Below are 21,668 nucleotides of genomic sequence, written 5' to 3'. Positions count from 1 at the left end.
CCGGTGCTGGCCTGTTTGCTGCGCTAGTTGTTATCGGCCTTGCGGTTGCGCTGTAACCAGCTGTCCAGTTTGTCTGCGAACTCTTTTCGGTCGGTCTGACTGAATGGTGCTGCGCCCCCGGTAACCTGCCCGGCATTACGCATCTCTTCCATGAAGTTCCGCATAGCCAGGCGCTGGCGGATGTTTTCCTTTGTGAAAGCCTGGCCCCTTGGATTAAACACATCTGCCCCTTTCTCAATGGCTTCAGCTGCTAACGGTATGTCCTGGGTGATCACCAGATCACCTGCACTGAGCTGATCCATAATCTCGTTATCCGCCACATCGAAACCCTGCATTACCTGCCTCGCTTTGATATATGGGCTGGGCGGCAGCTTGATCACGTGGTTGGCAATAAACGTTGTCTGCACTTGCCAGCGGGTGGCTGCGCGGCAGAGAATTTCCCGGATGGGCACGGGGCAGGCGTCGGCGTCGACCCAGATTGCCATGGCGTATTCCTTATAAGCGGATTTTTATAGCGGTTGAATGATGCAGGGGAGTTTACCTGTTGTAGCATCAGGCGTGGAAGAGGGTGCCAAACCACACCGCCAGAATAGAAATATTCCAGGTGGTATAATCCCTGTAAATTCAACCAACAGGAAACTCCAATGTCTCAACTTCCCCCTTGTCCCAAATGTGCTTCTGAATTCACCTATGAAGATGGTATTCAGTTCGTTTGCCCTGAGTGTGCCCACGAGTGGACCGAGGCCGAGTCGGCCGCTGCTGCAGAGGGTAAGGTTGTACGTGATGCTCACGGTAATGAACTTCAGGATGGTGATGCGGTGACCGTCATCAAGGATCTGAAGGTTAAGGGTTCCAGCTCAGTCGTAAAAGTGGGTACCAAGGTGAAGAGTATTCGCCTTGTTGAGGGCGATCACGATATCGATTGCAAGATTGATGGCATTGGCGCCATGAAGCTGAAATCCGAGTTCGTCAAGAAAGCTTGATGCCCAAAGTCTCGGGCTCAGTCTCGCTCGCTGCGACCATTCGCCGCACCGTATTTCTTGCGCTTGGCTGAGCGGAAAGCAACACTGTGAACGTTATTACCTTCACTCCTGACATTAGTCACTTTCAGTTCAACAGTAGCGACGCGAGACATCATGAGAAAACTAATTACATTGTTGTATGTCAGTAGCGCATTGATCGCATCGGTCTTTGTCAATGCTGTCATGGCTCACGAGTATTCTGTGGGAGATATTGAAATAGGGCACCCATGGAGTCGACCAACGCCGCCGGGCACCTCTATGGGTGTGGGCTATTTGGTCATCAGCAACCATGGCGACAACGATATCAAATTGGTGAGCGCTAATACGCCTCGAGCGAATCATGTGTCAATTCATGAAACCCTTATGAAAGACGGTGTGATGCGCATGCAATCGCTTGAGAGCGGGCTGACCATACCGGCTGGGAAGCATGTTGAACTCAAGCCTCTCAGCTATCATCTGATGCTGGAAAAGCTGACGGCGCCGCTGAAAGAGGGAGAGAGCATTCCTCTTACGCTGCAGTTTGAAGGCGCAGAAGTGATTGAGGTCGAGCTAAGCGTGCAGTCGCTGGACGCTGACACGAAAGATACGGAAATGGACCATTCAGGACACGGAATGGAGCATTGAACCAGGTTTAGGGAGAAACCCGGTGGCGTTTCGGGCAAGCCGCGCATGCATCAGAAACGTCACCGGTGATTACGCTATTTGCTGCTAGCTTACGAGCAGCCACCACAGCAAACGCCCGGGTCCCCGTGCTTGCCTTTCTTTTCAGTATTTTTTTCTGTGCTTTCGACTGCGTTAGCAGTTTGCGCAACAGCACCGTCTTTGAGTTGATTTGCGTTCGTGTTAGCGCCGTTGTTCGGGCTGGTCACTTCTTCGAATAGCTGTGTCATTTGATATTTCCTGTTTGGTGCACTTTAAGATTCATTTTAAATGGATGTTATGACGAGTTTGCGGGAGTGTCAATGCATGTTTTACGTAATCTGTCTGCTGATATGGACAGCACACGCCGCTATCCAAAAAGTGAGTGCGGATTCATTTGTGTGCTAAAGTCATGTGTTAATAAGAGTAAGTCCAAGCTCAAAGCGTTAAGAGTGTTTGCCAGAGGTTTCACGGGGAAAACTGAGGCCGAACTGATCATTCAATAGTTAGGGATTTTGCAGCTTATGTCTGACCACAGTGATGCTGTGAAGTCCGCATCGCGGCGCGAGCGAGGCATGAAGTTCTGGAAAGTTGTCCGCCGGGTGTGTCAGCTTGCGGCGACGATTGATATTTCTTTTTTCTTCCTGTTTCTTTTCCTCGGATCGCCGGTTCTGGCGTGGATAAACGTTGCCAGTGTGGCTGTGTATACGGCTGCGTACTATGCAATCAAACGCAGGCAGAATCGCCTTGCGATTGCGCTCATCTGGCTAGAAGTCATTGTCCACTCGGCGTTAGGATCCCTGATGATCGGATGGGAAAGTGGCTTTCACTACTACCTGCTGATGTTCATTCCGGCTGTATGTATCAGTTCGGTGCGCTTGGGCACCATTATTTCTTTGATAGTCGTAATCTGGGCCTACTACGTAGGGCTCGATATTCTTATGTGGTTCATGGAGCCTCTCCAGCCAATACCATCGGGCGCCCTGCTCGGCGTTCACCTGTTCAATCTTAGTGTTGTGTTGGCGATGCTTGCTTACCTGTCATTCTTTTATATGAAGATGGTGGTGTCGGCGCAGCGCAAACTCCAGAAGCTCGCTACGGTAGATTCGCTGACCGGGCTGTTTAATCGTCGCCACGGAAGTGATCTGGCTGAAAATGAAATTGCCCGTTTCCGCAGGGTGGGGCACCCTGTTGCGTTTATGTTGCTCGACGTGGATCACTTCAAGTTATTCAACGACCGGTACGGCCATGAAACAGGTGACACAATTCTGGCTGAGATCGGGCAGGTCATTCCGGCACAGCTGAGGTCCCAGGACATTGCAGCACGCTGGGGAGGCGAGGAGTTTCTGGTCATTCTTCCGGATACCAAAATTGAAAGTGCACTGGCAAGCGCCGACAGGATCAGGGTTGCACTTCGCAGTCATGACTGGAAACAGGCTACAGGTGAGTCGATTGATGTAACAGTCAGTGTTGGTGTGAGCGAGGTCTGTGAAAACGACGATCTGGCATCTGCTATCAGTCGTGCGGATCGAGGGTTATATCGCGGTAAGGCTGGCGGACGCAACCGTGTAGAGCATGAGGAAGAGTTGTCGTGATAAAGCGGGATAGCGAGGTGGAGGCAGAGGAATTTCAGGCAACAAAAAAGGCAGCCGAAGCCGCCTTTTTTAAACGCTGACTGTTAATTAAACAGCAACAACGTTCTCAGCCTGAGGACCTTTCTGGCCCTGAGTCACGGTGAAGTCAACTTGCTGGCCTTCAGCCAGAGTCTTAAAACCGCCGCCCTGAATAGCGCTGTAGTGAACAAATACGTCGGGGCCGCCTTCACGAGTGATAAAGCCAAAACCTTTTGCTTCGTTGAAAAACTTAACAGTACCGGTAACAGTAGACATAATATAATCCTGATTTCAATCATTTAATGTGCCGCCAGATCATCGTGTTGATGGCTGGTCAGCGGTATGCGGAAACAAACAACGGGCGTGATCAAAAACAGGACGTACAACTACTGGAATGCGTCATATTGATGAAGTGCTTTGCTAAATCTTTCCAACGAGGGCCACTGTACCTGCTGGCCGATGAAAAGCAAAGGACTTTCTTGTACGCATAAACCCGACATCTTCAGCAACATGAGGTATGTTTGCGTCAGCAATTTGAATTAATAATCAATTAACAAAGGAGTTTCTGCTTTGTCTGAGCTATCCACCTACGAAAGTTTTGCTGTCAGTGTTGAGAACAATATTGCTCATGTGCAATTCAAACGCCCGGAAGCACTGAACTCCATGAACAAGGCCTTTTGGCTTGAACTGCCCAAGTGCATGCAGGACATCGAAGCAAACACCGATGCCCGAGTCATTGTAGTGTCATCCACGGGCAAGCACTTTTCAGCCGGAATGGACCTTGGCGTTTTTACAGATTCCAAAGCCGTGCCGATGAGTGGCGATCCCGGCAGAATGGCGGAGAATCTGCGCCGGGTTGTGATGCAGCTTCAGGACACTCTGACCTCTCTCGAGAATGTTCGCTTGCCAGTGCTTGCCGCCATTCATGGAGGTTGTATAGGTGGCGCACTGGATTTGGTGTGTGCGGCGGATAGTCGTTACTGCACCGAAGATGCGTATTTCACGATCAAGGAAACCGAACTGGGCATGACTGCCGATGTAGGCACTCTGCAGCGTTTGCCCAAGCTGATGCCGGAAGGCGTTGTGCGTGAATTGGCCTATACCGGCCGCAAGTTCACTGCGCAGGAGGCCAAAGGGCTGGGCTTTGTGAATGCGCTTTATCCTGACCAGGAATCGTTGCTTGCCGGAGTTATGGATATTGCCGCGCAGATTGCCGCCAACTCACCGCTGGCGGTTACGGGGTGCAAGGAAATGTTGAACTACAGCCGTGATCACACAGTGGCTGACAGCCTGAAATACATGGCAACCTGGCAAGCCGGCATGTTCCGCCCCACCGACATGATGAAAACCTTCCAGGCGAAAGCCCAGAAGCAGGCACCACAGTATGATGACCTGTTCCCCGTGAAGAGCCTCTTTGAAAAGTAACTGGCGGTGACGAAACGGCACAGGGCAAGCCTGTCCTCCTATGCTGCCCTGGCGTTCCAGGGTGGCATAGGGGTAGTGGGATTGCTGGTAATCCTGGTTGCAGAAATTCCGGTGCAGTTATTCGGCGCCGGCATTCTGCAAAGCGTGTTGTTCGGTGTTCTGGGTGCCTTATGCACGTACGGAGCGTTGTTGTTTCTTACACAGATTCCAGGCCTGTTTCCGGACAACCTGGGCCAGCAAATGCGCGGGCTGCACCGGTTTGCCTCAGGCTATTCCTGGTTTGTTCTTTTTCTGCTCTCGGTTTTTGCCGGTGTGGGGGAGGAGTTGCTGTTCCGGGGAGCGGTACAGGGTTGGCTTGTGGAACACACCAATACTGCAACTGGCGTACTGCTGGCCTCTGTATTGTTTGGCTTGGTGCATTATGCCTCTTTCACCTACTTTATAGTGGCTACCTGCCTGGGATTGGTGCTGGGTGTAGCTTACTCAGTGACCGATAGCCTGCTTCTGGTGATGGTCTGGCACGGAGTTTACGACATGCTGGCGCTGTTCTTCCTGCTCCGGTTTCCTGGGTGGTTTGGTGTAAGTGTGAATCGGAAAGGCTAGGCAGATGCCGCTTGCAATGCTGCGGTTAGCCGGTCCATGACACGACCGCTGTGGCGCCAGAAATGCCAGTAAAGTTTCACCTCAAGAGATAGCCCGGGAGCAATGCTCACCAGCTGCCCGGCCTCAATTTCCCGCCGGGCCTGAATCTCCGGAATCATACCGTACCCCATGCCAGCCAGCGCCAGCCTTACAAAACCTTCGGAGGAAGGGCAGAGATGATAGGGAAAAGCGCCGTGATAGCCGCTCTGGGCCAAAAAACGGTGCTGTAATTGATCGTTGGGCCCGAATATGATCGCGGGTGCAGATTGCAGGCTTTGTTCGTTGAAACCCTGGTTGAAGTGTTGCGCCCTATAGGCGGGTGTGGCCAAAGGCAGATAGATCATGGTGCCCAGGGGAACGCAGCGGGCTCCGGCGGCGGGCTGAGGATTGCTGCACAGGCAGGCGGCGACATCCCCTTCCCGCATCCTGCGCAGAGCGATATCCTGATCTTCCACGACCATATCCAGCAACAGGTCTTCTCTGGTGCAGAACTGGCCTATTGCGTCGGCCCACCAGGTTGCCAGGCTATCTGCATTCAAGGCGATGCGCAGCCGCGCGGTTGGCTCTGAAAGAGTGGGAAGCGACTTTGCCAGGTCCCTTTCAAGAAGCTGAACCTGTTGAACATGGTTGAGTAACTGTTGCCCGGCAGGTGTGGCCCTCAGAACCGGGCTGCGCAACAGAACCGGTTGGCCAATGCGAATTTCAAGGGTGCGGATCCGCTGGGAAACAGCGGATTGGCTTAGCCCCAGCGTAGCCCCGGCGCGCTCAAATCCGCCTGTCTCGATAACCGTGGCAAGCGCTTCAAGTAATTTGTAATCAATCATAAGGTCAGCTTATGCACTATTACGAGTATGAATTTTAAGTATAGCGTTATGTGAGTATTCTTGCGGCATCTGAAACTGCGGAGTTCGTAACTGTGTTTGAAAGCTACCTTACGGGGTTAATTGTTTGCGGCGGCCTTATCATCGCTATCGGAGCACAAAATGCTTATGTGCTGAGCCAGGCAATACGGCGGGAGCACCACTGGTTGGCAGCGGGCTTGTGTATGGTTTCAGATATAACGCTCTTTGCCCTGGGTATGTTCGGCGTAAGTGCTGCTTTGATGGCAATGCCGGAAGCCCTGGAGATTTTGCGCTGGCTTGGGGTGGCTTTCCTTGGCTGGCTTGCCGTTCAGGCATTTGTGAGAGCGGGCAAGGGAAGGGGAGCGCTGGAAGTTGGAGAGGCAAAGCGAAATAGCTTGAAAGGCGTTTTGTTTACGACGCTGGCGGTGACCTTGCTGAACCCCCAAGTGTATCTGGATACGCTTTTGTTGATTCCAGCGGTAGGTGCTCAGCAGGAGAATGCAACGACCTTTGTAGCGGGGGCCAGCAGCGCTTCAGTTATGTGGTTTGGGCTGTTGGCCTGGAGCGGATCCGCCATGGCACCGATACTGTCACGTCCAATGGCTTGGCGAATCATTGATGGTGCCATTGGTGTGATGATGGCGACTATTGCTATTCATCTTGCTGCGAATGGCAGTTTGCAGGGCTAAGTGCCCCGTTTAATCGAAACGGCGGGCCTGGGAAAGGCGGTCGCGCCAATAATAGCCATCCAGATCTGACATGATGACCCCAGACGATGTTGAGGCATGTATGAAGCGATTGTCTCCCATGTAAATGCCGGCGTGTTGGTCCTTGCCGGCTATCCGGAAAAAGACAATGTCACCCGGTTCAATGTCCTCAGTGGAAACCGCCTTGCCATGGCGCAGCATGAGTGAGGTGGAGCGTGGCAATTGCTGGCCTAGGCTTTCATGATAGGCAGTGGTTATAAAACCTGAGCAGTCAAACCCTCTACCTGTGGTTCCGCCGTAGTGATAGGGCGCACCTTGATAGCGTTCGAATACCTGCCATAGTTTATCGGCTTTCACCGAGCCGGGCGCAGCTTCTTCCGGATGATATTGTGAGTGTGGGGCGGTAGATGGCAGTTGTTGGTTGCTGGCACACCCGCCCAATATAAACGACACGAAAGCCACCACCATGGCATGTTTGGCAAAGTAGGCCATTGGAAGTCCTGAGCAAAGATTCTGTTTGGTCACTGTATTACCTTAACCCGGCTATGTCAGGTTACGGTTTGCGCGATTTGGTATCCTAGCGAAATGTTGAAAATATCGAATGCTGTTGAAATTGCGGAATGGGAAATCGAGATTACCCAGATTCGCTCTCAAGGCCCAGGTGGCCAGAATGTGAATAAAGTGGCTTCTGCCGTACACCTTCGCTTTGATGTGCCAAACTCTGCGCTGCCGTCGTTTTATAAGGAGCGCCTTATGGCGCTGCAGGACCAGCGCATCAGCAAGGAAGGTGTAGTTGTCATCAAGGCCCAATCGTTTCGTACACTGGAGCAGAATAAGGACGATGCGCTTGAGCGCTTGAAAGAACTGATACTCGAAGCGGTCAAGGTACAGAAAGTGCGCCGTGCTACCCGGCCTTCAAAATCCGCCCGGCGTAAACGGGTGGATAAGAAGACGCAAAAAGGCAGAACCAAGGCGCTGCGCGGCAAGGTTCAGATGTGAGTTGTCTCTGATGCACGTTCTGGGGCTTCGATCTGTTTGATAAAAGCTTGCACGTCAAGAAACGCCTCTTCAGCTTCCGGTAGCATGGGTGTAAAAATCTGCCATACGTGAACCATGTCCGACCAGGTGTGCAACTTCACTTGTGAGCCTGCGGCTTTGGCCTTGGCGGCGTATCGCCGAGCATTATCCAGCAGCATCTCTGAAGTACTGGCCTGGATCAGTGTCGGGGGCAAATCTGCAAGGTTTCCCAGCAGTGGCGATGCAACAGGACTGGTAGGCGAAATTCGGAAAGCCGCCAGTGTTGCCCACCAGATAACCGGCTTTGGAATCTTCGACAGACCGCCGAAAACAGGCCCAAGCATAGGGTCCGTAGAGATATTGTTGCGGTTGCTCGGCGCTGAAAGTGTGAGGTCTGTGGACGGTGAAAAGGCCACCGCAGCGTTCGCTTGGCGCAGGCCACTGTCACGAATCCAGGCCAACAGGCCAAGTGTATGGCTGCCACCCGCGGAATCTCCCGCCACCAGAATGAACGATGCCTCTCTGGCACCCTCCGGGCCGTTATCAACCAGCCAGGTGTAGGCTTCACGACAATCGCGCACACCATCCATAAATCGGTGCTCCGGCATCAGTCGATAGTCCACGGCAAAGACGGCTGCATTGGCTATGTTGGACAGCCGATCCGTAATGGCTCTGTGGCTGCGGGGGCTGCCAGCTGCCCAGGCGCCACCGTGAATGTAGAGAATGCGCCTCCGGGTATCAGCACCCGGCGCGATCACCCACTCACCGCGGGGGCTGTCGCACCGCCGGAATTCGGACAGGAGTTGGAGGCCATCACTTAACCCGTCCATGTGTTTGCGCAGTGCCATGAGTCTTGCTTTACCGCGAAGCCCGTACCCAGCTTTGCGCATCTCCTTTAGCCGCTCGAGCACATTCTGGTTCTCTGCACTGGGGCTTGTTGTCTTTACTGAATAGGTTTCCTTATCCAGGTGGGAGAGGTCCTCTATGCGAAAAAGAAGGAGGGTCATTGCAACGATAAACAGAACGACAGTGGCGATAATCCAGAACATGAGTGGCCCGTATCCTGAGAGTTGGCCCGGATGCTCCGGGCACACTATGCTTTGTATCAAAGCATCGCAGATTTTTGCGATTGATGCCTTCAAATGTCACAGAAGGAGAAGGGCGATGCAAATAGCCTATCGGGCCAAGGACATCACAGAAGCGCATATCGTTGCCGGACTACTGAACGCCCGCGGCATTGAAACCCATGTGGGTGGCCTTTATCTGCAGGGTGCAATGGGCGAGATTGGTGCTGCGGGCTTTAGCAATGTTCATGTGGGCGATGAGGATCTCTACCCGGCCCGGCAGGTGATTGCAGAATATGAGGCAAATGGGCAGGCCGTTCCAGCCACGGAAACCGATGACGGTAAGCCAGACTCTTATGCCCGCTGGTTTTTGCTGACAATGGCAGTCTTGGCACTGATTTGGTTAAACGTTCGTTGATGCACCTGCCATTTAGTGCTTACCGGTCATCGCTTAACACTGCGCTGCCGTGGTTTTCCGGCTTTGGAACGCTTTGACGACACAGGTTTTTTTCCTGCTGGGGGCCTTGTGTTTGATGGCCCAGTTTTTTTTCTGCCTTTATTACCATCCCGCTGGCCGGTTTTTGGCCCAGGTGCGGGCGGGCGCGAAGAGCCCTTGGGTTTACCAGTCGCCTTTTTCCTGGCGGTGGCAGGCTTATCTGGCGCGCCATCTGATGATGAATCACGTATGGCATCAAACAGACCCGCCAGTTCTTTCTCCGTAAGATCCCGCCATTGGCCTACCGCCAACCCTTTCAGATTGACGTTCATAATACGGACGCGCTCAAGCCGGGTGACCTCAAATCCGAAGTGCTCGCTCATTCTACGAATCTGTCGATTCAGCCCTTGCACCAATATTATGCGAAATACAAAGCGGCTCTCTTGTACTACTTTGCATTTTTTGGTCATGGTGCCGAGGATGGGCACGCCCCCTGCCATGCCTTGGATAAAAGACTTGGTGATGGGCTTGTCGACCGTTACCACATACTCTTTTTCGTGATTGTTCCCGGCACGAAGGATTTTGTTGACCAGATCGCCGTTGCTGGTCATGAAGATCAGGCCTTGCGAGTCTTTGTCGAGACGGCCGATTGGGAAAATACGCGTACTGTGACCAACAAAACGCTGTATGTTGTACCTTTCAGCGTCATCGGTCGTGCTGACAATACCCACGGGTTTGTTGAGAGCAATAAACACCAGATCTTCTTCTGCCCGCGGCTCAATCACCTGGCCGTTAACTCTGACCGTATCGCCGGGTAATACCTGATCGCCCACGCTGGCACGCTTGCCATTGATGTAGACATTGCCCTGCTCAATGTAACGATCCGCTTCCCGGCGGGAACACATGCCGCTTTCGCTGATGTATTTGTTAAGGCGGGTGGAATGATTGCTGGCCATTTATTGTCCGGTTGTGAAGCTGAGAGCGGGCATCATAGCAGGCAGCTGATTCTCTCGCAGCCCATCGGTTGGTGCTTTATTGCTCAGTCTGTCATTATTTTCCAGTGTATTTCTCAGCCCTGAGGGCGCAGATATCAATGAATAATACCTATTATTTTTTCCCAGTGTGGCGGGTGTGTTTTTGCAAAGTCTTCGCTGGTCTGGCTCTGCTGCTTGCCCTGCCAGCTTCCGCGCAGACGCTTCACCTGGTAACGGAGGAGTGGCCGGGCCTGATTAACGATACACCGCAAGGGCCTAGTGGTGTGCTATGGGAAATATCAAGAGACGTGCTTGCAAGCATGGGATATCAGATAAAACTGGATTTTGTTCCTTGGAAGAGGGCTCAGCGCCTGGTGGCAGAGAGTGCGCGTGACGGTATTATTGGCATGGGCATAACCGACGAGCGAGAGAAAGTTTATCAGTTCCCGGAGGAGGCACTTCTGGTTAGTGAAACCGCGGTCTACACGCTGAAGGACAAAAGCTTCGAATATGACGGCCTGGATTCCCTGACAGGAATGAACGTTGGCGTTTCCCCCGGCTATACGTACTCGCCTGAGGTCAGGGCTGCCACCCATTTCGAGCAAGTGAGTATGCCAACTATAGAATCTGGATTGAAGATGCTGCTGCTAGGGCGGATTGATGCGATGTTGGCAAACCGCAATGTTGTCTGGAAACAGGGCGAGCAGCTGGGTATTGAAAATCAGATCAAGGCTTCCGGGAAATCTGTCAGTGGGGGCCCAGTTTACCTGGCTTTCAGTTCGGACATTTCTGGTGAGTTTTTGGAGGCATTTTCTCACGCTTTGAAGCGCTACAAGGATACTGAGGCGTATGTGGTTGATGGCCTCCGGTAAACCGGAGGCCATTTTTTTAGTGCCCGTAAATCCGCATGCTTGTGTTCTGGATTGCGAGGTTATCCAAAGCAACAGAGCCAATCGAGGTGCCGCCTACGAGCACTTGCCCGATGGTAATGTCAGCCTCAAAGGTGTTCAGATCAATTGCCAGAGCTGAACTGCCGTTGGCCCGTGTACCGTTGTAGATATCCAAATCCACTTTCGCGCCAAGGCGCGTGATCAGTGGGTTGTTTGGATCGAAGTCGGCGCCAGTCACGCGCATGTCACGAATGCCAAGAGCAAGGAACGGGATATCGACATCCAGGTCATCTATGGCAAACATGGTTTGCACATTCATCTTGTCGGTTGCTGTGTCGATGCGAATTTTCAGCTCCGTCAGGATGCCATCCATGGCGAAATTATTGGCCAACAGGGTGGAGTCGGTGTGTCCCTGTAGTGACCATTCGCCAGTCGTCACAGAAAAATCGATTGGTGCTGCAACCAATGGGAATACGTTTATCAGCGCATCACCATCATCTGCAATATCAATTTCCACCTTGATGTTATCGATCAACGTGCTCGACTGGCCAAATAGCAGATTCCGGATTCCGGGATCTGTAAATTCGGCAAACATGTCGGTGCGATTGGCACCGCCAATGAAAATGTCTTTTACGGACAGTGAACCTTCATCCGTGTAGCGGAATTCTCCAATATTGACTTGGGTTTCCAGCTCAATAGTGACACCGGCCTGGCCGGTGATATTACCCATGTGGGTGTCTTCAAGTGGCTTTAACTCCGCGTGTGCCGCGAACGACAGACTTGAAATTGCCAGCACCAGTACTGATTTCTTCAGGCTTTTCATAACGATTCCTTTTTTTGCTTTTGTTATGTAGGTCAGCCGGCTTTTATACCGGCTGACCTGTTGGGGCTATATTTAATTAGCCCTCTTTTCCTTACAGTTCCGGAGTCAACGTCAGGTCGATGGTGTTGCCGGAACCAGTCAGGAACTGGTTAAGAACGCTTGTCAGAAGACCACAGTTTTCCAGTGGTGGCAGGTCGTACACGCCGCTCACGTCGCCGCCGGTTGCAGGCGAGAAGTTAGAGCCATCTTTGGAGGTCAAAGTAATGTCCACAGGCTGGATTGACTGGCACTGATCGCCGCCGCCAACTTTGATGGGCAGGCCGAACAGCTTGAGTTGAACCTTTGGTACTTTGATGAACAGGTGAGAGTTGGCGGTCAACTTGCCATTTACCAGGCTGCCAGTGGTCATTTCAGACTGCTGGAACTCAACATTTGCTGTTGCTTTCAGACGGCTGAACAGAACTTTGATTGAGAAATGACCAACGGTAGGGTCAACGTTCAGATCGGCTTCGAAAGTGCCGCTTGCCAGTTCCAGAAGCGTTGCGATGCTGCCGGTCAGAGGCAGGCTGCTGTCCGAGGACTTGATGTAGGTGGAGCCTGAAAGGCCCAGCAACAGCTCAATTTCATTTGTAGGTGCTTCAAAGCCTTCTGCGCTCAGGGATACGGAAACTTCTGCGTTCTCAGCGTCGTTAGAAGAAATCACCAACTGTGCATTGCGCACACCGGCTGAAGCGGCTGTGAAGCCAACATCGATAGCACAGGTCTGTGAAGGAGCAACGGTGGTGCAGTTGTTGGTCTGCAGGAACTCGCTAGCGTCTGGGCCCACAACGTTGATGCTGTTGATAAGCAGAGTGTCAGTGCCGTTGTTGGAAATGGTGACCTGAGCAGATTTGCTCTGGCCTAGCTGAATCCGGCCAAGGTCCACAGACCCGGGTGTTACAGCAATTTCAGGCACTGGTGCCAGAACGCTGCGGCCAGTCAGCGCAACGTCTACAGAACTGTTGTCTGCGTCGGTTGAGTTGATGGTCAGAGTTGCACTCTGTGGGCCTTCGCCATCTGGAATGTAGGTAAGGTTTACGTCACAGCTTGCGCCGGCTGCGATGGTGTTGCAGCTGTTGCTTTGCATGAATGCACTGGCGTTTGTGCCAGCAATCGAGATGCTGTTGATGCCCAGCGCAGCATTGCCAGTGTTGCTCAGAGTAACGGTTTCATCTTTGGTAAGACCAGCCTGCACATTACCAAAGGCCACGTCGGTGCGGTTTACTGCTATACGTGGCGTTTCGACAACGTCACCTTCTACGGTAACGTTTTGCAGCAAGTTATCCTGACCCGCGAGCAGGGTACAGTTGGTCGTGATTTCGCCAATCGGTGCAGGTGCAATGTCACCATTGGCTGTGCGAGCCACCAGATTCAATGTCAGGCCGCCAACGCGTATTTCTGCATTGCCGATATCCTGCTCGGTAAAGGTGAATTCCGGGGCTTGGCCATTTGCAGGAACCGTGAACGGGCCAGATGTTGATGGGATGGGGCTTGGGGGAATTGTCAGAGTAACGGTTTGCTCGACCGTACGACCCGCAGTAATAATCTGGTTGGTGTTTACTGCTGTGCCTTCCACAGTTTCTGAGCCGACCAGTTTAAGACCAGTACGGGAGTCCTCGTTTACCAGTGTCATCGCTGTTACCGAAAACGCGGGTAAAGGAGTGCCAACGACGGCGCTTGTTGGAATATCGGCGCTGATTTCAGCACTGATGGGCTGCTCGCCGATCAATGGGAATGGGCAGCTGAATTGGAGGTTGGTGGAAACCGGGGCTGCGATAGCGCTCCCGGCGCCGGACATTAATGCCGCCGCTGCCAGGGCGGGCGCAATTACACGACCACGGGGGGTGGAGTTCCTGAGTTTCATGAGTTCGTCCTCTGTAAAGCATCGTTGTTATAGGAGGGCGCGCAGACTGCACCGACTAAGGACTGCTCGATCGGACATGCAAAAGACCCTATTGCCACGCGTTTAAACGCAAGTGTGCCCGAGTATTAGGCCTTTGAAGGTGGTTGTGGGTCATTGCCGTTCCCGGCATGGTCTTTGTTCAAAGCGGAGATATAGCGCAGAGAATGTCGAAACCGTGACCGGATTCAAATTGCTCCGGTCACGCCTCGTTAGTCAGGGATCAGGTTGTTTTGCGGGATTGCTTTCGAACATCGCCGGGTGTTTTGCCGGTCCATCCACGGTAGGCTTTGGTAAAGCTTGCCTGATCGCTGAACCCGAGCTTTTCGGCAATGGATTCCAGTGGAACGTTGGTGTCGTTCAGATAGAGAGTTGCGAAGTTTTCGCGAATTTCATTTCTGACCTCACGAAACGATGTGCCAGCACTGGCCAGGTGCTGGCGCAACGTGCGAGTGCTGATGTCGAGGCGCCGAGCAATATTGGTGGTAGTGCACGGCCGGCCGGGCTGGGTCATAATCATGTCTCGAACCTGCATCAGTGTTTCATCAGCCAGACCGGTTTTTTCTTCCTTGCTTTTCCGGCTGCGTGCCAGCAGAAATCGCAGGCTGGCTGTATCCTTTTGAGTAGGCTGTCCCTTCAGTGCCATGGAAATCTGATTGAATGGTGCATCGAAACGGAATTCGCAATCCGGCGCCAATGATTGCCATGAATGGGTGTCGCGATTGGAGGGAAAGGCAAATTGAATATCGAAATGCTCGCATACCTCCGCGGATACGCGATGAATACTGCCCAGGTACATTTTTGTTACACAGGGTGCCAGCTCACCAAGCCCCCACGTATCGAGCAGTCGGATGTGGAAGGTTGATCCGGTAGAGTGCAGCTCCATGTCCATCAGCGGAAGTCCTACCCGGAGGTATTGCACGATCATGCTGATGAGTTGTCGGGGGTTGTCTTGGCCGAGTACGGCAAATCCCAGAAGCCCATGGCTTGGGAGATCCAGCTGTTGCCCGAACTGAAATGCTGCCCGTTCGTCATTCATCAGCCAGTCGGCTTTTTGCAGCGCTGTCGTTATTTGCTGCATGCTGACGCTTGCGTCCGGATCGTCCAACATGGCCTCGGTTATGTCGGTGTCGTTGAGAAGGGCTGCCCGCTTCACGCCTCTTCGCTCCATGAATTCGATGAAACGACGAACATAGCGAGCAGAAATCAGCGGTACTTCAAGCGCCATACTATTCGAAATATCCATATTCCTGTCCCTGGGGCGAGAATAGCCCTTAACATCGTCATGAATTACGATTGCTAGTGTTTGCGAAAATCCGTTACTGCAGGCTTTCTTCGGCGGGCAGTATAGGCACGTTGGGTTGAAGATATTTTTGGGGCCCGTCACGAAATAGTTGTCATGGCCGGAAATGACAATGAAACATTTGTCAGGTTTGAGGGTGCGGAACAGACATGCATTTGCAAAAATCTACTGGGATATCAGAGAAAAAGCCGGATGCCAGTGCGGGCGCAATATGCAGTGTGTGCGGGCAGGGCGAGTTAATGGGATTTCAGACGCTGGGTGATAAAGAGTACCTGCGATGCCCACGCTGCAGCGCAACCATCATGGCCCGGAAAAGCTGGCTTGGGCCTGATGAGGAGCGTGCGGTTTATGAGCTGCACGATAATGATCCGGGTGACACGGGCTACCGGTCTTTTCTTGAGAAACTCGCCTTGCCCATGCTTGAACGCATTCAGCCAGGGGCTTCCGGGTTGGATTTCGGCTGTGGTCCTGGCCCCGCGCTTGCAGAAATGATGCGAGAGGCAGGTATGGAAGTGGCGCTTTTCGATCCGTTTTTCCACCCGGCCGAGTCTGCGTTGAGCCGCGAGTACGATTTCATTACCTGCACTGAGGTTGTGGAGCATTTACATCACCCAGCCAAGGTGTTCCGCCAACTGGATGGTTTGTTAAAGCCCGGGGGGTGGCTAGGTGTGATGACCTGCTTTCAGACCTGCGATGATCGATTTGATAAGTGGCACTATCGGCGGGATCCCACTCACGTTGTGTTCTATCGGGAGGCAACATTGAAGGTTGTTGCTCAACGTATGGGGTGGACTATGACTGTGCCATGCAAGGATGTGGCAATGTTTTATAAGCCGTTATAGAAACCGGGGGCAATGCGCCCCCGGTCTGTTCTAAGCCCTTAAAGCCAGGTAAGACCTACACTGATGATCGCGCCTGTGATGATCAGCAGCATCAGGCAGTATCCCATGATGTCTTTCGCTTTGAGCCCTGCAATAGCCAGTACCGGCAATGCCCAGAAGGGTTGCAGGAGGTTGGTCCAGGCATCGCCCCAGGCAACAGCCATGGCCACTCGTGGAATGCTTGCGCCAAGCTCCTGAGCTGCCGGTAGCATGACCGGTGCCTGCACGGCCCACTGGCCGCCACCAGAGGGAACAAAAATGTTCACCAGGCCTGCACTGATGAAGCTCCAGAACGGTAGGCTCTCGGCTGTGGCCATGGATACAAAACCTGAGGAAATGCTGGCAGCCAGCCCAGACGCCGTCATTACTCCCATGATTCCGGCATAGAATGGAAACTGGATAACAATGCCTGAGCCGCCTTTAACGGCTTCATTCAAGCTATCAAGCAGCCGTTTAGGCGTTTGGTGAAGAATGATCGCCAGGAACAGGAACATGAAGTTGACGATGTTCAGGTTCAGGCCGCCACCGTCCATAAAATACTGGAAAATGAATGCCAATCCACTGAAGCCAATCAGCCAAGCCAGTATTCTGCTGTTTTCGAGATGGTCCGCAGGGCGGAGGATGGAAACGCGGGTGTCTGGCTCGTCATCAAGTACCGCAGGATCAACGTAAACGCTCTCTTCTTCTGAGGGTAGCATCAGCCGGTTTACCGTAGGCACAACAATAAACAGCGCCACAATGATTGCCAGGTTGAAGAAAGCAAAGATGGTTTCGCTGGTGCCAATTACGCCAATGACGTCAGCGGTAAAATGCCCATCGGTTGCGATGACCAGCGGAATTGAACCTGCTAGGCCGCCGTGCCAAACAATAAAGCCCGAGTAGGCACTGGCTATCAATAATGGATAGTGAACCCTTACTTGCCGTGCAAGTGCTTTGGCAAAAAGGGCACCCACTACCAGGCCGAAGCCCCAGTTGATCCAACTTGCGACCAGTGCCACGAAGGTAACCAGAACAATTGCCTGGCCGGGTGTGCTTGCAAGAGATGCAATCCGATTCAGAATTCCGCGAACAAGTGGCGTGCTGGCCAACATGAACCCGGTAACCAGAACGAGCAGCATCTGCATCGAGAAAGTGAGCAGGCTCCAGAACCCATTCCCCCACATTTCGACCACAGCCATTGGGCTGTGGCCTTCAAACGCCATAGCGGCGATGAAAGCAAAAAGAGAGAGGATCAGAACAAAAATATAGGGATCAGGCAGGTACTTATCTACCAGGCTGACCATTGGCCGAGCGGCTCTATTGAGCATTGGGTATCTCCTTGTTCTTGTTGATTTTGACCTATAGCAGCTTAGATGGTCGCGAGATAAAAACCAAACCAAAAGGCATAAGCGAAAGGTATAGGGAGACTTTTGCGAACGAAGGTGCTTGGGGTGTGAAGGGAGAGAGAGTGTGAAGTGAGGAGTGCTCTAATTCAGAACGTGGATAGCCCGGTGGCTTCCATCACGCGATAACGCCAGTAGCGTAGCCGCGATTCATCGGCCCAGCGTTCGTAGGGCAGGCTTAGTACGGGATCGCTGCCCGGGCCCGATTGCCACTGTGTTTCAAAGAAGCTAACGGATTTGGTGGCCACTTCAGAACCTGCTGGTACGGCTAACCAAGCGTTGGTTTCCAGGTTCAGATCATCAAGGTTGCGCCGGGTAAAGTTGGCGGAACCCAGCAGAACTTCAGTCGGACCCACCAATGGGCGGAGCATCAACAGTTTACTGTGACACTGTTCGCCAAAGGTGTTGCACCAGCGAACAGGGATTCCAGCTGTGTGAAGTTCCAGGGCAACTTGGCGGTTGGGTATGCCACTTTTTTGATGACCGAACGCTTCGTTATTGGCATCGAGAAGCACCCGTAACCGAACGCCACGATCGTGGGCATCGAGAAGGGCGGCCACAATCTCCCGATGTGAGAGATAGAAGAAGGCGAGATCCAGGTGGCTGCCGCTCTCGGCCTTGATGATCATCTCTAATGCGGTATCCCGAATTGCAGATTCTGTTTTAATTGCAACGGTGCCGGCGGCACTCTCATCAGGTGGTCGATGCGAAGCCGTCTGGTTAATCAGTTCGTCCAGTATCGGGCTGGGCTGGCCAGACATTGCCAGAACCGCTTGCTCGGTTTTCAGAACATCGGTAACCGCAGAGCCAGTAAAACTGATGGCAATGTTGCTGTGTCGGCTGCTGCCATCGTGAGGGTTCGCAGACGTTATAAGGGCGCGCAGTTTGTCTCCTTCATCTGTTACCAGAATCTTGCGATGGTTTGCTTTGAAGTTGGGCAGGGCAAGGTAGCTGCGAACGGTGACAGGCGCTGTTCCCAGAGCATTTGGTAGCCAACCACCTTCAGAATTATTTCCAAACCATTGGCAGCAAACGCGCCAGATTGCAGACCATGTGGGGTTGCTGTCACGAAGTGGCCGCAAATTTGTCTCTGTTACCGCAATGCCAGCTTGGCGTAGCGCTTGAAACCAGGGCGACACTGAGCCTCCGTAAAGGGTGTTCAGCGGGTCTGAGATAACAATAATTTCCAGCTTCGGCCGCTCTGCCTTCCGGTTGATCAGTGCCTGGGTAAGCTGCTCGGAAAGACGACGATGCTCCACGCCCTCTGGGCTGCTGCCATTGAAGAGAAACATGTCGACCAGAATGAGGGATTGAGCCTGGCTGATGAGGCGCAGGATTTCGTCGAATATTTCATGGTCGCGGGTTTCTGAGCCATCGCTGTGATGGTAGGTCGAATCCGTCAGTAGCGTTGCGTCGTTGAGGGGATAGGTGTCGCCGTTGTGGCTGATCCCGGGAGGCAAGGGCTTGTAGGAGTGATACAAGCCCACACCAACCAGTGTCAGAATTATTAATGCGAGCAATACCTTCAATGACATAAGCGGCCCGGTGCAGTCTTAACCAGCGTGGTTTTCTTTTACAAGAGTAGAAAAGCGCTCTAGCAACCCTGAAGCTTCCGGTGCATCGGTAACGGAATCGATCATGGCGCTTGGATCAAATCCCTCGCGCTCCAAATCAGGTGTCTGCACACCGAGATACGCTCTCATAACAGTGCTGGAGAACTCCGGATGGAATTGCACGCCCCAGGCGCACTTGCCAACACGAAACGCCTGGTGTGGCTCAAACTCGTTGCGGCCAAGCAAAACGGCACCCGGTGGCAGGCTTAAAACTGACTGCATATGGGTGAGTTGTGCGCTGAACGTGTTTGGCATGCTGCCAAACAGCAGGTCATCTTTGGCACCGGCGAGTAGCTCGACATTTCTGGTACCGCTTTCGCGACCCTGCGGGTGATAGCCTACCTCACCACCCAGGGCGTGCGCCAAAAGTTGGTGTCCGTAGCATACGCCAAGCAGTGGGATCTCTTTCTCAACGACGCGGATCAGCCATTGAGCAGCCCTTTCACTCCAGGCTTCCCGATTGCTGACCATAGCGGGAGAACCGGTTACGACAACGCCGTCCCAGTCGTCCGGGTTGTCAGGAAGTTCGCCGGCTACAGTGTTGAATACTGTAACGTCGAGACCGGGTGACAAACCGCGCAGAAACCATTGGTCGAAATCACCGAATTGCTCTTCGATAGCCGGGTAGGTGCTGCCAGTTTTCAGGATCGCCACTCTTGGTTTTTGCGGGATCACTTTTCTGGCTACTCTTCAGGCAGTTCGGCGTTGTGGAAAATGTTCTGCACGTCATCCAGTTCGTTCAGCATGTCGCAGAATTTCTCGAACATGGGAATGTCATCGCCTTCCACTGGAGTACTGGTTTTCGGCAGGAACTGAATTTCGTCTACTTCGAAGTCGATATCGGCAAAGGCTTCTGTCAGTGCCTGGCGAGCCTTGGCGTATTCCGTGTTCGGTGTAAATACTGTGATTTGGCCTTCTTCGTTTTCAATGTCGGTAACGTCGACATCTGCTTCCATTAAGGCTTCGAGAACGGCTTCGTCGTCTTCACCTTTGAAAACGAAAATCGCACTGTGGTCGAACATGTGTGCCACGGTGCCGGGCGTGCCGATTTTGCACTTGGTTTTTGTAAAGGCGAGGCGAACATCGCCGAACGTGCGGTTAGGGTTGTCGGTCAGGCAGTCGACAATCACCATGCAGTTGCCTGGGCCGTAGCCTTCGTAACGGGCGGGAGAGTAGTCTTCGCCGGCACCGCCACGGGCTTTGTCTATAGCTTTTTCAATAACGTGAGAGGGCACCTGATCTTTCTTGGCGCGCTCAATAAGGCCGCGCAACGACAAGTTGCCATCCGGGTCTGTACCGCCGGATTTGGCGCTCATATAAATCTCGCGCCCGTACTTGCTGTATACCTTGGTTTTGGCCTCCGCTGTCTTGGCCATGGATTGCTTGCGGTTCTGGTAGGCTCTGCCCATTTTTTGCGCTGCCTCATACTTGCTGGGGAAAAGGTGGGATTTTACGCAAGAATAGCAGTTTGGGACAGGCCTATTTGGCTGGCCTGCCCCTTAAACGCTTATACGTAGTCCACAGGAGCGCGATAGTTGTCCTGTACCATCAGGTCGATTCCGCACTCAACACTGCTGACCCAGCTCAGGAAACGATCAATCATTGCGGCGCCTTCGAAGCGCTTTCCGTGCTGAGGCACAATCATTTCAACGTCCATATCGCGGATCATATTGGCCCAAAGCCGGCACACTTTGTTTGACGCGATATAGCGCCGGTGAAATCCCATCATATGTGGAATGTGCTGGTCAAAATCCTTTACCGGCAGGTGGTCATCTTCTGCGCCTATAGAGGCGCCGAGATCCCCTGAGAACAGAATTTTCGAGACCGGATCATAAAACTGCAGGTTGCCGACTGAGTGCATGAAGTGGGCAGGCAGGCACTGTAGATAGGAATCACCAAGCCGTACGTTAGCGCCTGCATCCGGAATGCTGACGATGCGGTCGTAAACACTGCCGCTCAACTGATTGGTAACGTAACTGGACACCAGGTGAGGCAGGAATCTGGCCCACAGTTTCGATGTCACGATTTTAGCATTGGTATGGACGATCCAGCGGTCAATGGCGCCGATGATATCCGGGTCCTGATGCGACGCAAATACAAAGTCCATGTCTTTGATATTCATGTATTTCGAGGCTGCGACAGCAAGAGGTGTGTAGGTAAGGTCACCGCCCGGATCAATCAGGGCTTCGTGTTTGCCATCGACTAGCAGGAACTGGTTGGACTGGACACCTTCTCCGGTGACCAGAGAATCAAACATCAGGCACTTATGATGCCCGTTATCGAAAAGGATAATCGGCTCGTTTGCCATCTTGATCTCCGCAGTAAAGGAAGGCCGGCGGTTGCACCGGATATTGCAAGTTGCGCGGAGAGTACAAAATTGATGGATAGCAACAATTGCTTCAGGTCAATTATCTGATATCCATCAAGTAACAATTTGTTTCACTTGAATAAAACCG

General features: G+C 52.8%; 26 protein-coding genes. 10 read left to right on the top strand and 16 right to left on the bottom strand.

The genetic code is table 11. The features are described from left to right. Positions 1-23: 23 nt before the first annotated feature. Entirely contained in the window at positions 24-485 is a 462-nt protein-coding gene (locus tag AADB16_RS15655; protein WP_309045891.1) for a YaiI/YqxD family protein, read from the bottom strand. 159 nt (positions 486-644) lie between these two features. Between AADB16_RS15655 and AADB16_RS15650 the strand changes: the two genes are divergently transcribed. Next, positions 645-983, top strand: a complete 339-nt coding sequence (locus AADB16_RS15650; protein ID WP_309045892.1) for a zinc ribbon domain-containing protein YjdM — start codon at positions 645-647, stop codon at positions 981-983. A gap of 17 nt (positions 984-1,000) precedes the next feature. Here the strand turns inward: AADB16_RS15650 and AADB16_RS15645 are convergent, their stop codons facing one another. Beyond that, positions 1,001-1,207 carry a hypothetical protein gene (locus tag AADB16_RS15645; RefSeq protein ID WP_410804642.1) on the bottom strand — a complete coding sequence of 69 codons (207 nt, stop codon included), beginning with the start codon at positions 1,205-1,207 and terminating at the stop codon, positions 1,001-1,003. Between the two features lie 16 nt (positions 1,208-1,223). Here AADB16_RS15645 and AADB16_RS15640 point away from each other — a divergent pair, with 16 nt between their 5' ends. Next, positions 1,224-1,646: a copper chaperone PCu(A)C gene (locus AADB16_RS15640; protein WP_410804640.1), complete on the top strand. Its 423-nt coding sequence runs from the start codon at positions 1,224-1,226 to the stop codon at positions 1,644-1,646. Positions 1,647-1,735: 89 nt separating this feature from the next. On the opposite strand, the gene AADB16_RS15635 is transcribed toward AADB16_RS15640, so the two are convergent. Further along, positions 1,736-1,912, bottom strand: a complete 177-nt coding sequence (locus AADB16_RS15635; protein ID WP_410804638.1) for a CCGSCS motif protein — start codon at positions 1,910-1,912, stop codon at positions 1,736-1,738. A gap of 273 nt (positions 1,913-2,185) precedes the next feature. On the opposite strand from AADB16_RS15635, the gene AADB16_RS15630 reads away from it, so the two are divergent. Continuing rightward, positions 2,186-3,256, top strand: coding sequence for a GGDEF domain-containing protein (locus AADB16_RS15630; RefSeq protein ID WP_309045895.1), 1,071 nt, complete (start codon positions 2,186-2,188; stop codon positions 3,254-3,256). An 87-nt stretch (positions 3,257-3,343) separates the two neighbouring features. Here AADB16_RS15630 and AADB16_RS15625 read toward each other — a convergent pair whose 3' ends face one another. Next, entirely contained in the window at positions 3,344-3,550 is a 207-nt protein-coding gene (locus AADB16_RS15625; protein ID WP_071266268.1) for a cold-shock protein, read from the bottom strand. Between the two features lie 294 nt (positions 3,551-3,844). Between AADB16_RS15625 and AADB16_RS15620 the strand changes: the two genes are divergently transcribed. After that, complete coding sequence (locus AADB16_RS15620) at positions 3,845-4,699, top strand: crotonase/enoyl-CoA hydratase family protein (protein ID WP_309045896.1); 855 nt, start codon at positions 3,845-3,847, stop codon at positions 4,697-4,699. 6 nt (positions 4,700-4,705) lie between these two features. Further along, positions 4,706-5,302 carry a CPBP family intramembrane glutamic endopeptidase gene (locus AADB16_RS15615; RefSeq protein ID WP_410804635.1) on the top strand — a complete coding sequence of 199 codons (597 nt, stop codon included), beginning with the start codon at positions 4,706-4,708 and terminating at the stop codon, positions 5,300-5,302. Here the strand turns inward: AADB16_RS15615 and AADB16_RS15610 are convergent. Beyond that, complete coding sequence (locus tag AADB16_RS15610; protein WP_410804633.1) at positions 5,299-6,165, bottom strand: LysR family transcriptional regulator ArgP; 867 nt, start codon at positions 6,163-6,165, stop codon at positions 5,299-5,301. The genes AADB16_RS15615 and AADB16_RS15610 overlap by 4 nt on opposite strands. Before the next feature lie 92 nt (positions 6,166-6,257). On the opposite strand from AADB16_RS15610, the gene AADB16_RS15605 reads away from it, so the two are divergent. Then, a complete protein-coding gene (locus tag AADB16_RS15605) occupies positions 6,258-6,872 on the top strand; it encodes a LysE/ArgO family amino acid transporter (protein ID WP_410804631.1) in 615 nt (204 codons plus the stop codon). A gap of 9 nt (positions 6,873-6,881) precedes the next feature. On the opposite strand, the gene AADB16_RS15600 is transcribed toward AADB16_RS15605, so the two are convergent. Next, entirely contained in the window at positions 6,882-7,382 is a 501-nt protein-coding gene (locus tag AADB16_RS15600; protein ID WP_309045900.1) for a C40 family peptidase, read from the bottom strand. 93 nt (positions 7,383-7,475) lie between these two features. Between AADB16_RS15600 and arfB the strand changes: the two genes are divergently transcribed. Next, positions 7,476-7,889, top strand: a complete 414-nt coding sequence (arfB, locus tag AADB16_RS15595) for an alternative ribosome rescue aminoacyl-tRNA hydrolase ArfB (protein ID WP_309045901.1) — start codon at positions 7,476-7,478, stop codon at positions 7,887-7,889. Here arfB and AADB16_RS15590 read toward each other — a convergent pair. Continuing rightward, on the bottom strand, positions 7,880-8,956 hold the full coding sequence (locus AADB16_RS15590; protein WP_309045902.1) for an alpha/beta hydrolase: 1,077 nt from the start codon (positions 8,954-8,956) through the stop codon (positions 7,880-7,882). The genes arfB and AADB16_RS15590 overlap by 10 nt on opposite strands. A 115-nt stretch (positions 8,957-9,071) precedes the next feature. Here AADB16_RS15590 and AADB16_RS15585 point away from each other — a divergent pair, with 115 nt between their 5' ends. Beyond that, a complete protein-coding gene (locus AADB16_RS15585; RefSeq protein WP_309045903.1) occupies positions 9,072-9,389 on the top strand; it encodes a DUF2007 domain-containing protein in 318 nt (105 codons plus the stop codon). 26 nt (positions 9,390-9,415) lie between these two features. On the opposite strand, the gene rluF is transcribed toward AADB16_RS15585, so the two are convergent. Further along, the gene (gene rluF / locus AADB16_RS15580; RefSeq protein WP_410804628.1) at positions 9,416-10,363 is read right to left on the bottom strand and encodes a 23S rRNA pseudouridine(2604) synthase RluF; all 948 of its coding nucleotides are present in this window, start codon (positions 10,361-10,363) and stop codon (positions 9,416-9,418) included. 137 nt (positions 10,364-10,500) lie between these two features. On the opposite strand from rluF, the gene AADB16_RS15575 reads away from it, so the two are divergent. After that, a complete protein-coding gene (locus tag AADB16_RS15575; RefSeq protein WP_309045905.1) occupies positions 10,501-11,253 on the top strand; it encodes a substrate-binding periplasmic protein in 753 nt (250 codons plus the stop codon). A 16-nt stretch (positions 11,254-11,269) separates the two neighbouring features. On the opposite strand, the gene AADB16_RS15570 is transcribed toward AADB16_RS15575, so the two are convergent. From AADB16_RS15570 to AADB16_RS15560, 3 genes are all read right to left on the bottom strand, one after another. Beyond that, positions 11,270-12,094 (bottom strand): DUF6160 family protein, encoded by an 825-nt coding sequence (locus AADB16_RS15570; RefSeq protein ID WP_298450064.1) that lies wholly within the window; start codon positions 12,092-12,094, stop codon positions 11,270-11,272. Between the two features lie 91 nt (positions 12,095-12,185). After that, entirely contained in the window at positions 12,186-13,997 is a 1,812-nt protein-coding gene (locus tag AADB16_RS15565; protein WP_410804626.1) for a choice-of-anchor D domain-containing protein, read from the bottom strand. A gap of 259 nt (positions 13,998-14,256) precedes the next feature. Then, positions 14,257-15,279: a helix-turn-helix domain-containing protein gene (locus AADB16_RS15560; protein ID WP_410804624.1), complete on the bottom strand. Its 1,023-nt coding sequence runs from the start codon at positions 15,277-15,279 to the stop codon at positions 14,257-14,259. Between the two features lie 206 nt (positions 15,280-15,485). On the opposite strand from AADB16_RS15560, the gene AADB16_RS15555 reads away from it, so the two are divergent. After that, positions 15,486-16,178, top strand: a complete 693-nt coding sequence (locus AADB16_RS15555; RefSeq protein WP_410804622.1) for a class I SAM-dependent methyltransferase — start codon at positions 15,486-15,488, stop codon at positions 16,176-16,178. Between the two features lie 38 nt (positions 16,179-16,216). Here AADB16_RS15555 and AADB16_RS15550 read toward each other — a convergent pair whose 3' ends face one another. The 5 genes from AADB16_RS15550 to AADB16_RS15530 all read right to left on the bottom strand — a co-directional run bounded on the left by AADB16_RS15550 (position 16,217) and on the right by AADB16_RS15530 (position 21,520). Beyond that, on the bottom strand, positions 16,217-17,524 hold the full coding sequence (locus tag AADB16_RS15550) for a short-chain fatty acid transporter (RefSeq protein ID WP_410804620.1): 1,308 nt from the start codon (positions 17,522-17,524) through the stop codon (positions 16,217-16,219). 164 nt (positions 17,525-17,688) lie between these two features. Then, entirely contained in the window at positions 17,689-19,134 is a 1,446-nt protein-coding gene (locus tag AADB16_RS15545; protein WP_410804618.1) for a phospholipase D-like domain-containing protein, read from the bottom strand. An 18-nt stretch (positions 19,135-19,152) separates the two neighbouring features. Then, positions 19,153-19,887 carry a glutamine amidotransferase gene (locus tag AADB16_RS15540; RefSeq protein WP_410804616.1) on the bottom strand — a complete coding sequence of 245 codons (735 nt, stop codon included), beginning with the start codon at positions 19,885-19,887 and terminating at the stop codon, positions 19,153-19,155. Between the two features lie 8 nt (positions 19,888-19,895). Continuing rightward, the gene (locus AADB16_RS15535; protein ID WP_298450071.1) at positions 19,896-20,621 is read right to left on the bottom strand and encodes a YebC/PmpR family DNA-binding transcriptional regulator; all 726 of its coding nucleotides are present in this window, start codon (positions 20,619-20,621) and stop codon (positions 19,896-19,898) included. A 98-nt stretch (positions 20,622-20,719) separates the two neighbouring features. Continuing rightward, a complete protein-coding gene (locus AADB16_RS15530) occupies positions 20,720-21,520 on the bottom strand; it encodes an MBL fold metallo-hydrolase (protein ID WP_309045912.1) in 801 nt (266 codons plus the stop codon). Positions 21,521-21,668: the final 148 nt, after the last annotated feature.

The organism is Marinobacter sp. KMM 10035, from assembly GCF_046537445.1.
GTDB lineage: Bacteria > Pseudomonadota > Gammaproteobacteria > Pseudomonadales > Oleiphilaceae > Marinobacter > Marinobacter sediminicola.
The sequence above is the reverse complement of the archived record's forward strand: the minus strand, read 5'-3'. Positions and strand labels throughout refer to the sequence as shown.

Bases quoted from the DNA above. Each gene is read 5' to 3' on its own strand.
- AADB16_RS15625 (WP_071266268.1), bottom strand. From the start codon at position 3,550: ATGTCTACTGTTACCGGTACTGTTAAGTTTTTCAACGAAGCAAAAGGT.
- AADB16_RS15550 (WP_410804620.1), bottom strand. From the start codon at position 17,524: ATGCTCAATAGAGCCGCTCGGCCAATGGTCAGCCTGGTAGATAAGTAC.
- AADB16_RS15570 (WP_298450064.1), bottom strand. From the start codon at position 12,094: ATGAAAAGCCTGAAGAAATCAGTACTGGTGCTGGCAATTTCAAGTCTG.
- AADB16_RS15600 (WP_309045900.1), bottom strand. From the start codon at position 7,382: ATGGCCTACTTTGCCAAACATGCCATGGTGGTGGCTTTCGTGTCGTTT.
- AADB16_RS15635 (WP_410804638.1), bottom strand. From the start codon at position 1,912: ATGACACAGCTATTCGAAGAAGTGACCAGCCCGAACAACGGCGCTAAC.
- arfB (WP_309045901.1), top strand. From the start codon at position 7,476: ATGTTGAAAATATCGAATGCTGTTGAAATTGCGGAATGGGAAATCGAG.
- AADB16_RS15650 (WP_309045892.1), top strand. From the start codon at position 645: ATGTCTCAACTTCCCCCTTGTCCCAAATGTGCTTCTGAATTCACCTAT.
- AADB16_RS15585 (WP_309045903.1), top strand. From the start codon at position 9,072: ATGCAAATAGCCTATCGGGCCAAGGACATCACAGAAGCGCATATCGTT.
- AADB16_RS15560 (WP_410804624.1), bottom strand. From the start codon at position 15,279: ATGGATATTTCGAATAGTATGGCGCTTGAAGTACCGCTGATTTCTGCT.
- AADB16_RS15590 (WP_309045902.1), bottom strand. From the start codon at position 8,956: ATGTTCTGGATTATCGCCACTGTCGTTCTGTTTATCGTTGCAATGACC.
- AADB16_RS15630 (WP_309045895.1), top strand. From the start codon at position 2,186: ATGTCTGACCACAGTGATGCTGTGAAGTCCGCATCGCGGCGCGAGCGA.
- AADB16_RS15545 (WP_410804618.1), bottom strand. From the start codon at position 19,134: ATGTCATTGAAGGTATTGCTCGCATTAATAATTCTGACACTGGTTGGT.
- rluF (WP_410804628.1), bottom strand. From the start codon at position 10,363: ATGGCCAGCAATCATTCCACCCGCCTTAACAAATACATCAGCGAAAGC.
- AADB16_RS15575 (WP_309045905.1), top strand. From the start codon at position 10,501: ATGAATAATACCTATTATTTTTTCCCAGTGTGGCGGGTGTGTTTTTGC.
- AADB16_RS15655 (WP_309045891.1), bottom strand. From the start codon at position 485: ATGGCAATCTGGGTCGACGCCGACGCCTGCCCCGTGCCCATCCGGGAA.
- AADB16_RS15535 (WP_298450071.1), bottom strand. From the start codon at position 20,621: ATGGGCAGAGCCTACCAGAACCGCAAGCAATCCATGGCCAAGACAGCG.
- AADB16_RS15565 (WP_410804626.1), bottom strand. From the start codon at position 13,997: ATGAAACTCAGGAACTCCACCCCCCGTGGTCGTGTAATTGCGCCCGCC.
- AADB16_RS15610 (WP_410804633.1), bottom strand. From the start codon at position 6,165: ATGATTGATTACAAATTACTTGAAGCGCTTGCCACGGTTATCGAGACA.
- AADB16_RS15645 (WP_410804642.1), bottom strand. From the start codon at position 1,207: ATGACAGCATTGACAAAGACCGATGCGATCAATGCGCTACTGACATAC.
- AADB16_RS15555 (WP_410804622.1), top strand. From the start codon at position 15,486: ATGCATTTGCAAAAATCTACTGGGATATCAGAGAAAAAGCCGGATGCC.
- AADB16_RS15530 (WP_309045912.1), bottom strand. From the start codon at position 21,520: ATGGCAAACGAGCCGATTATCCTTTTCGATAACGGGCATCATAAGTGC.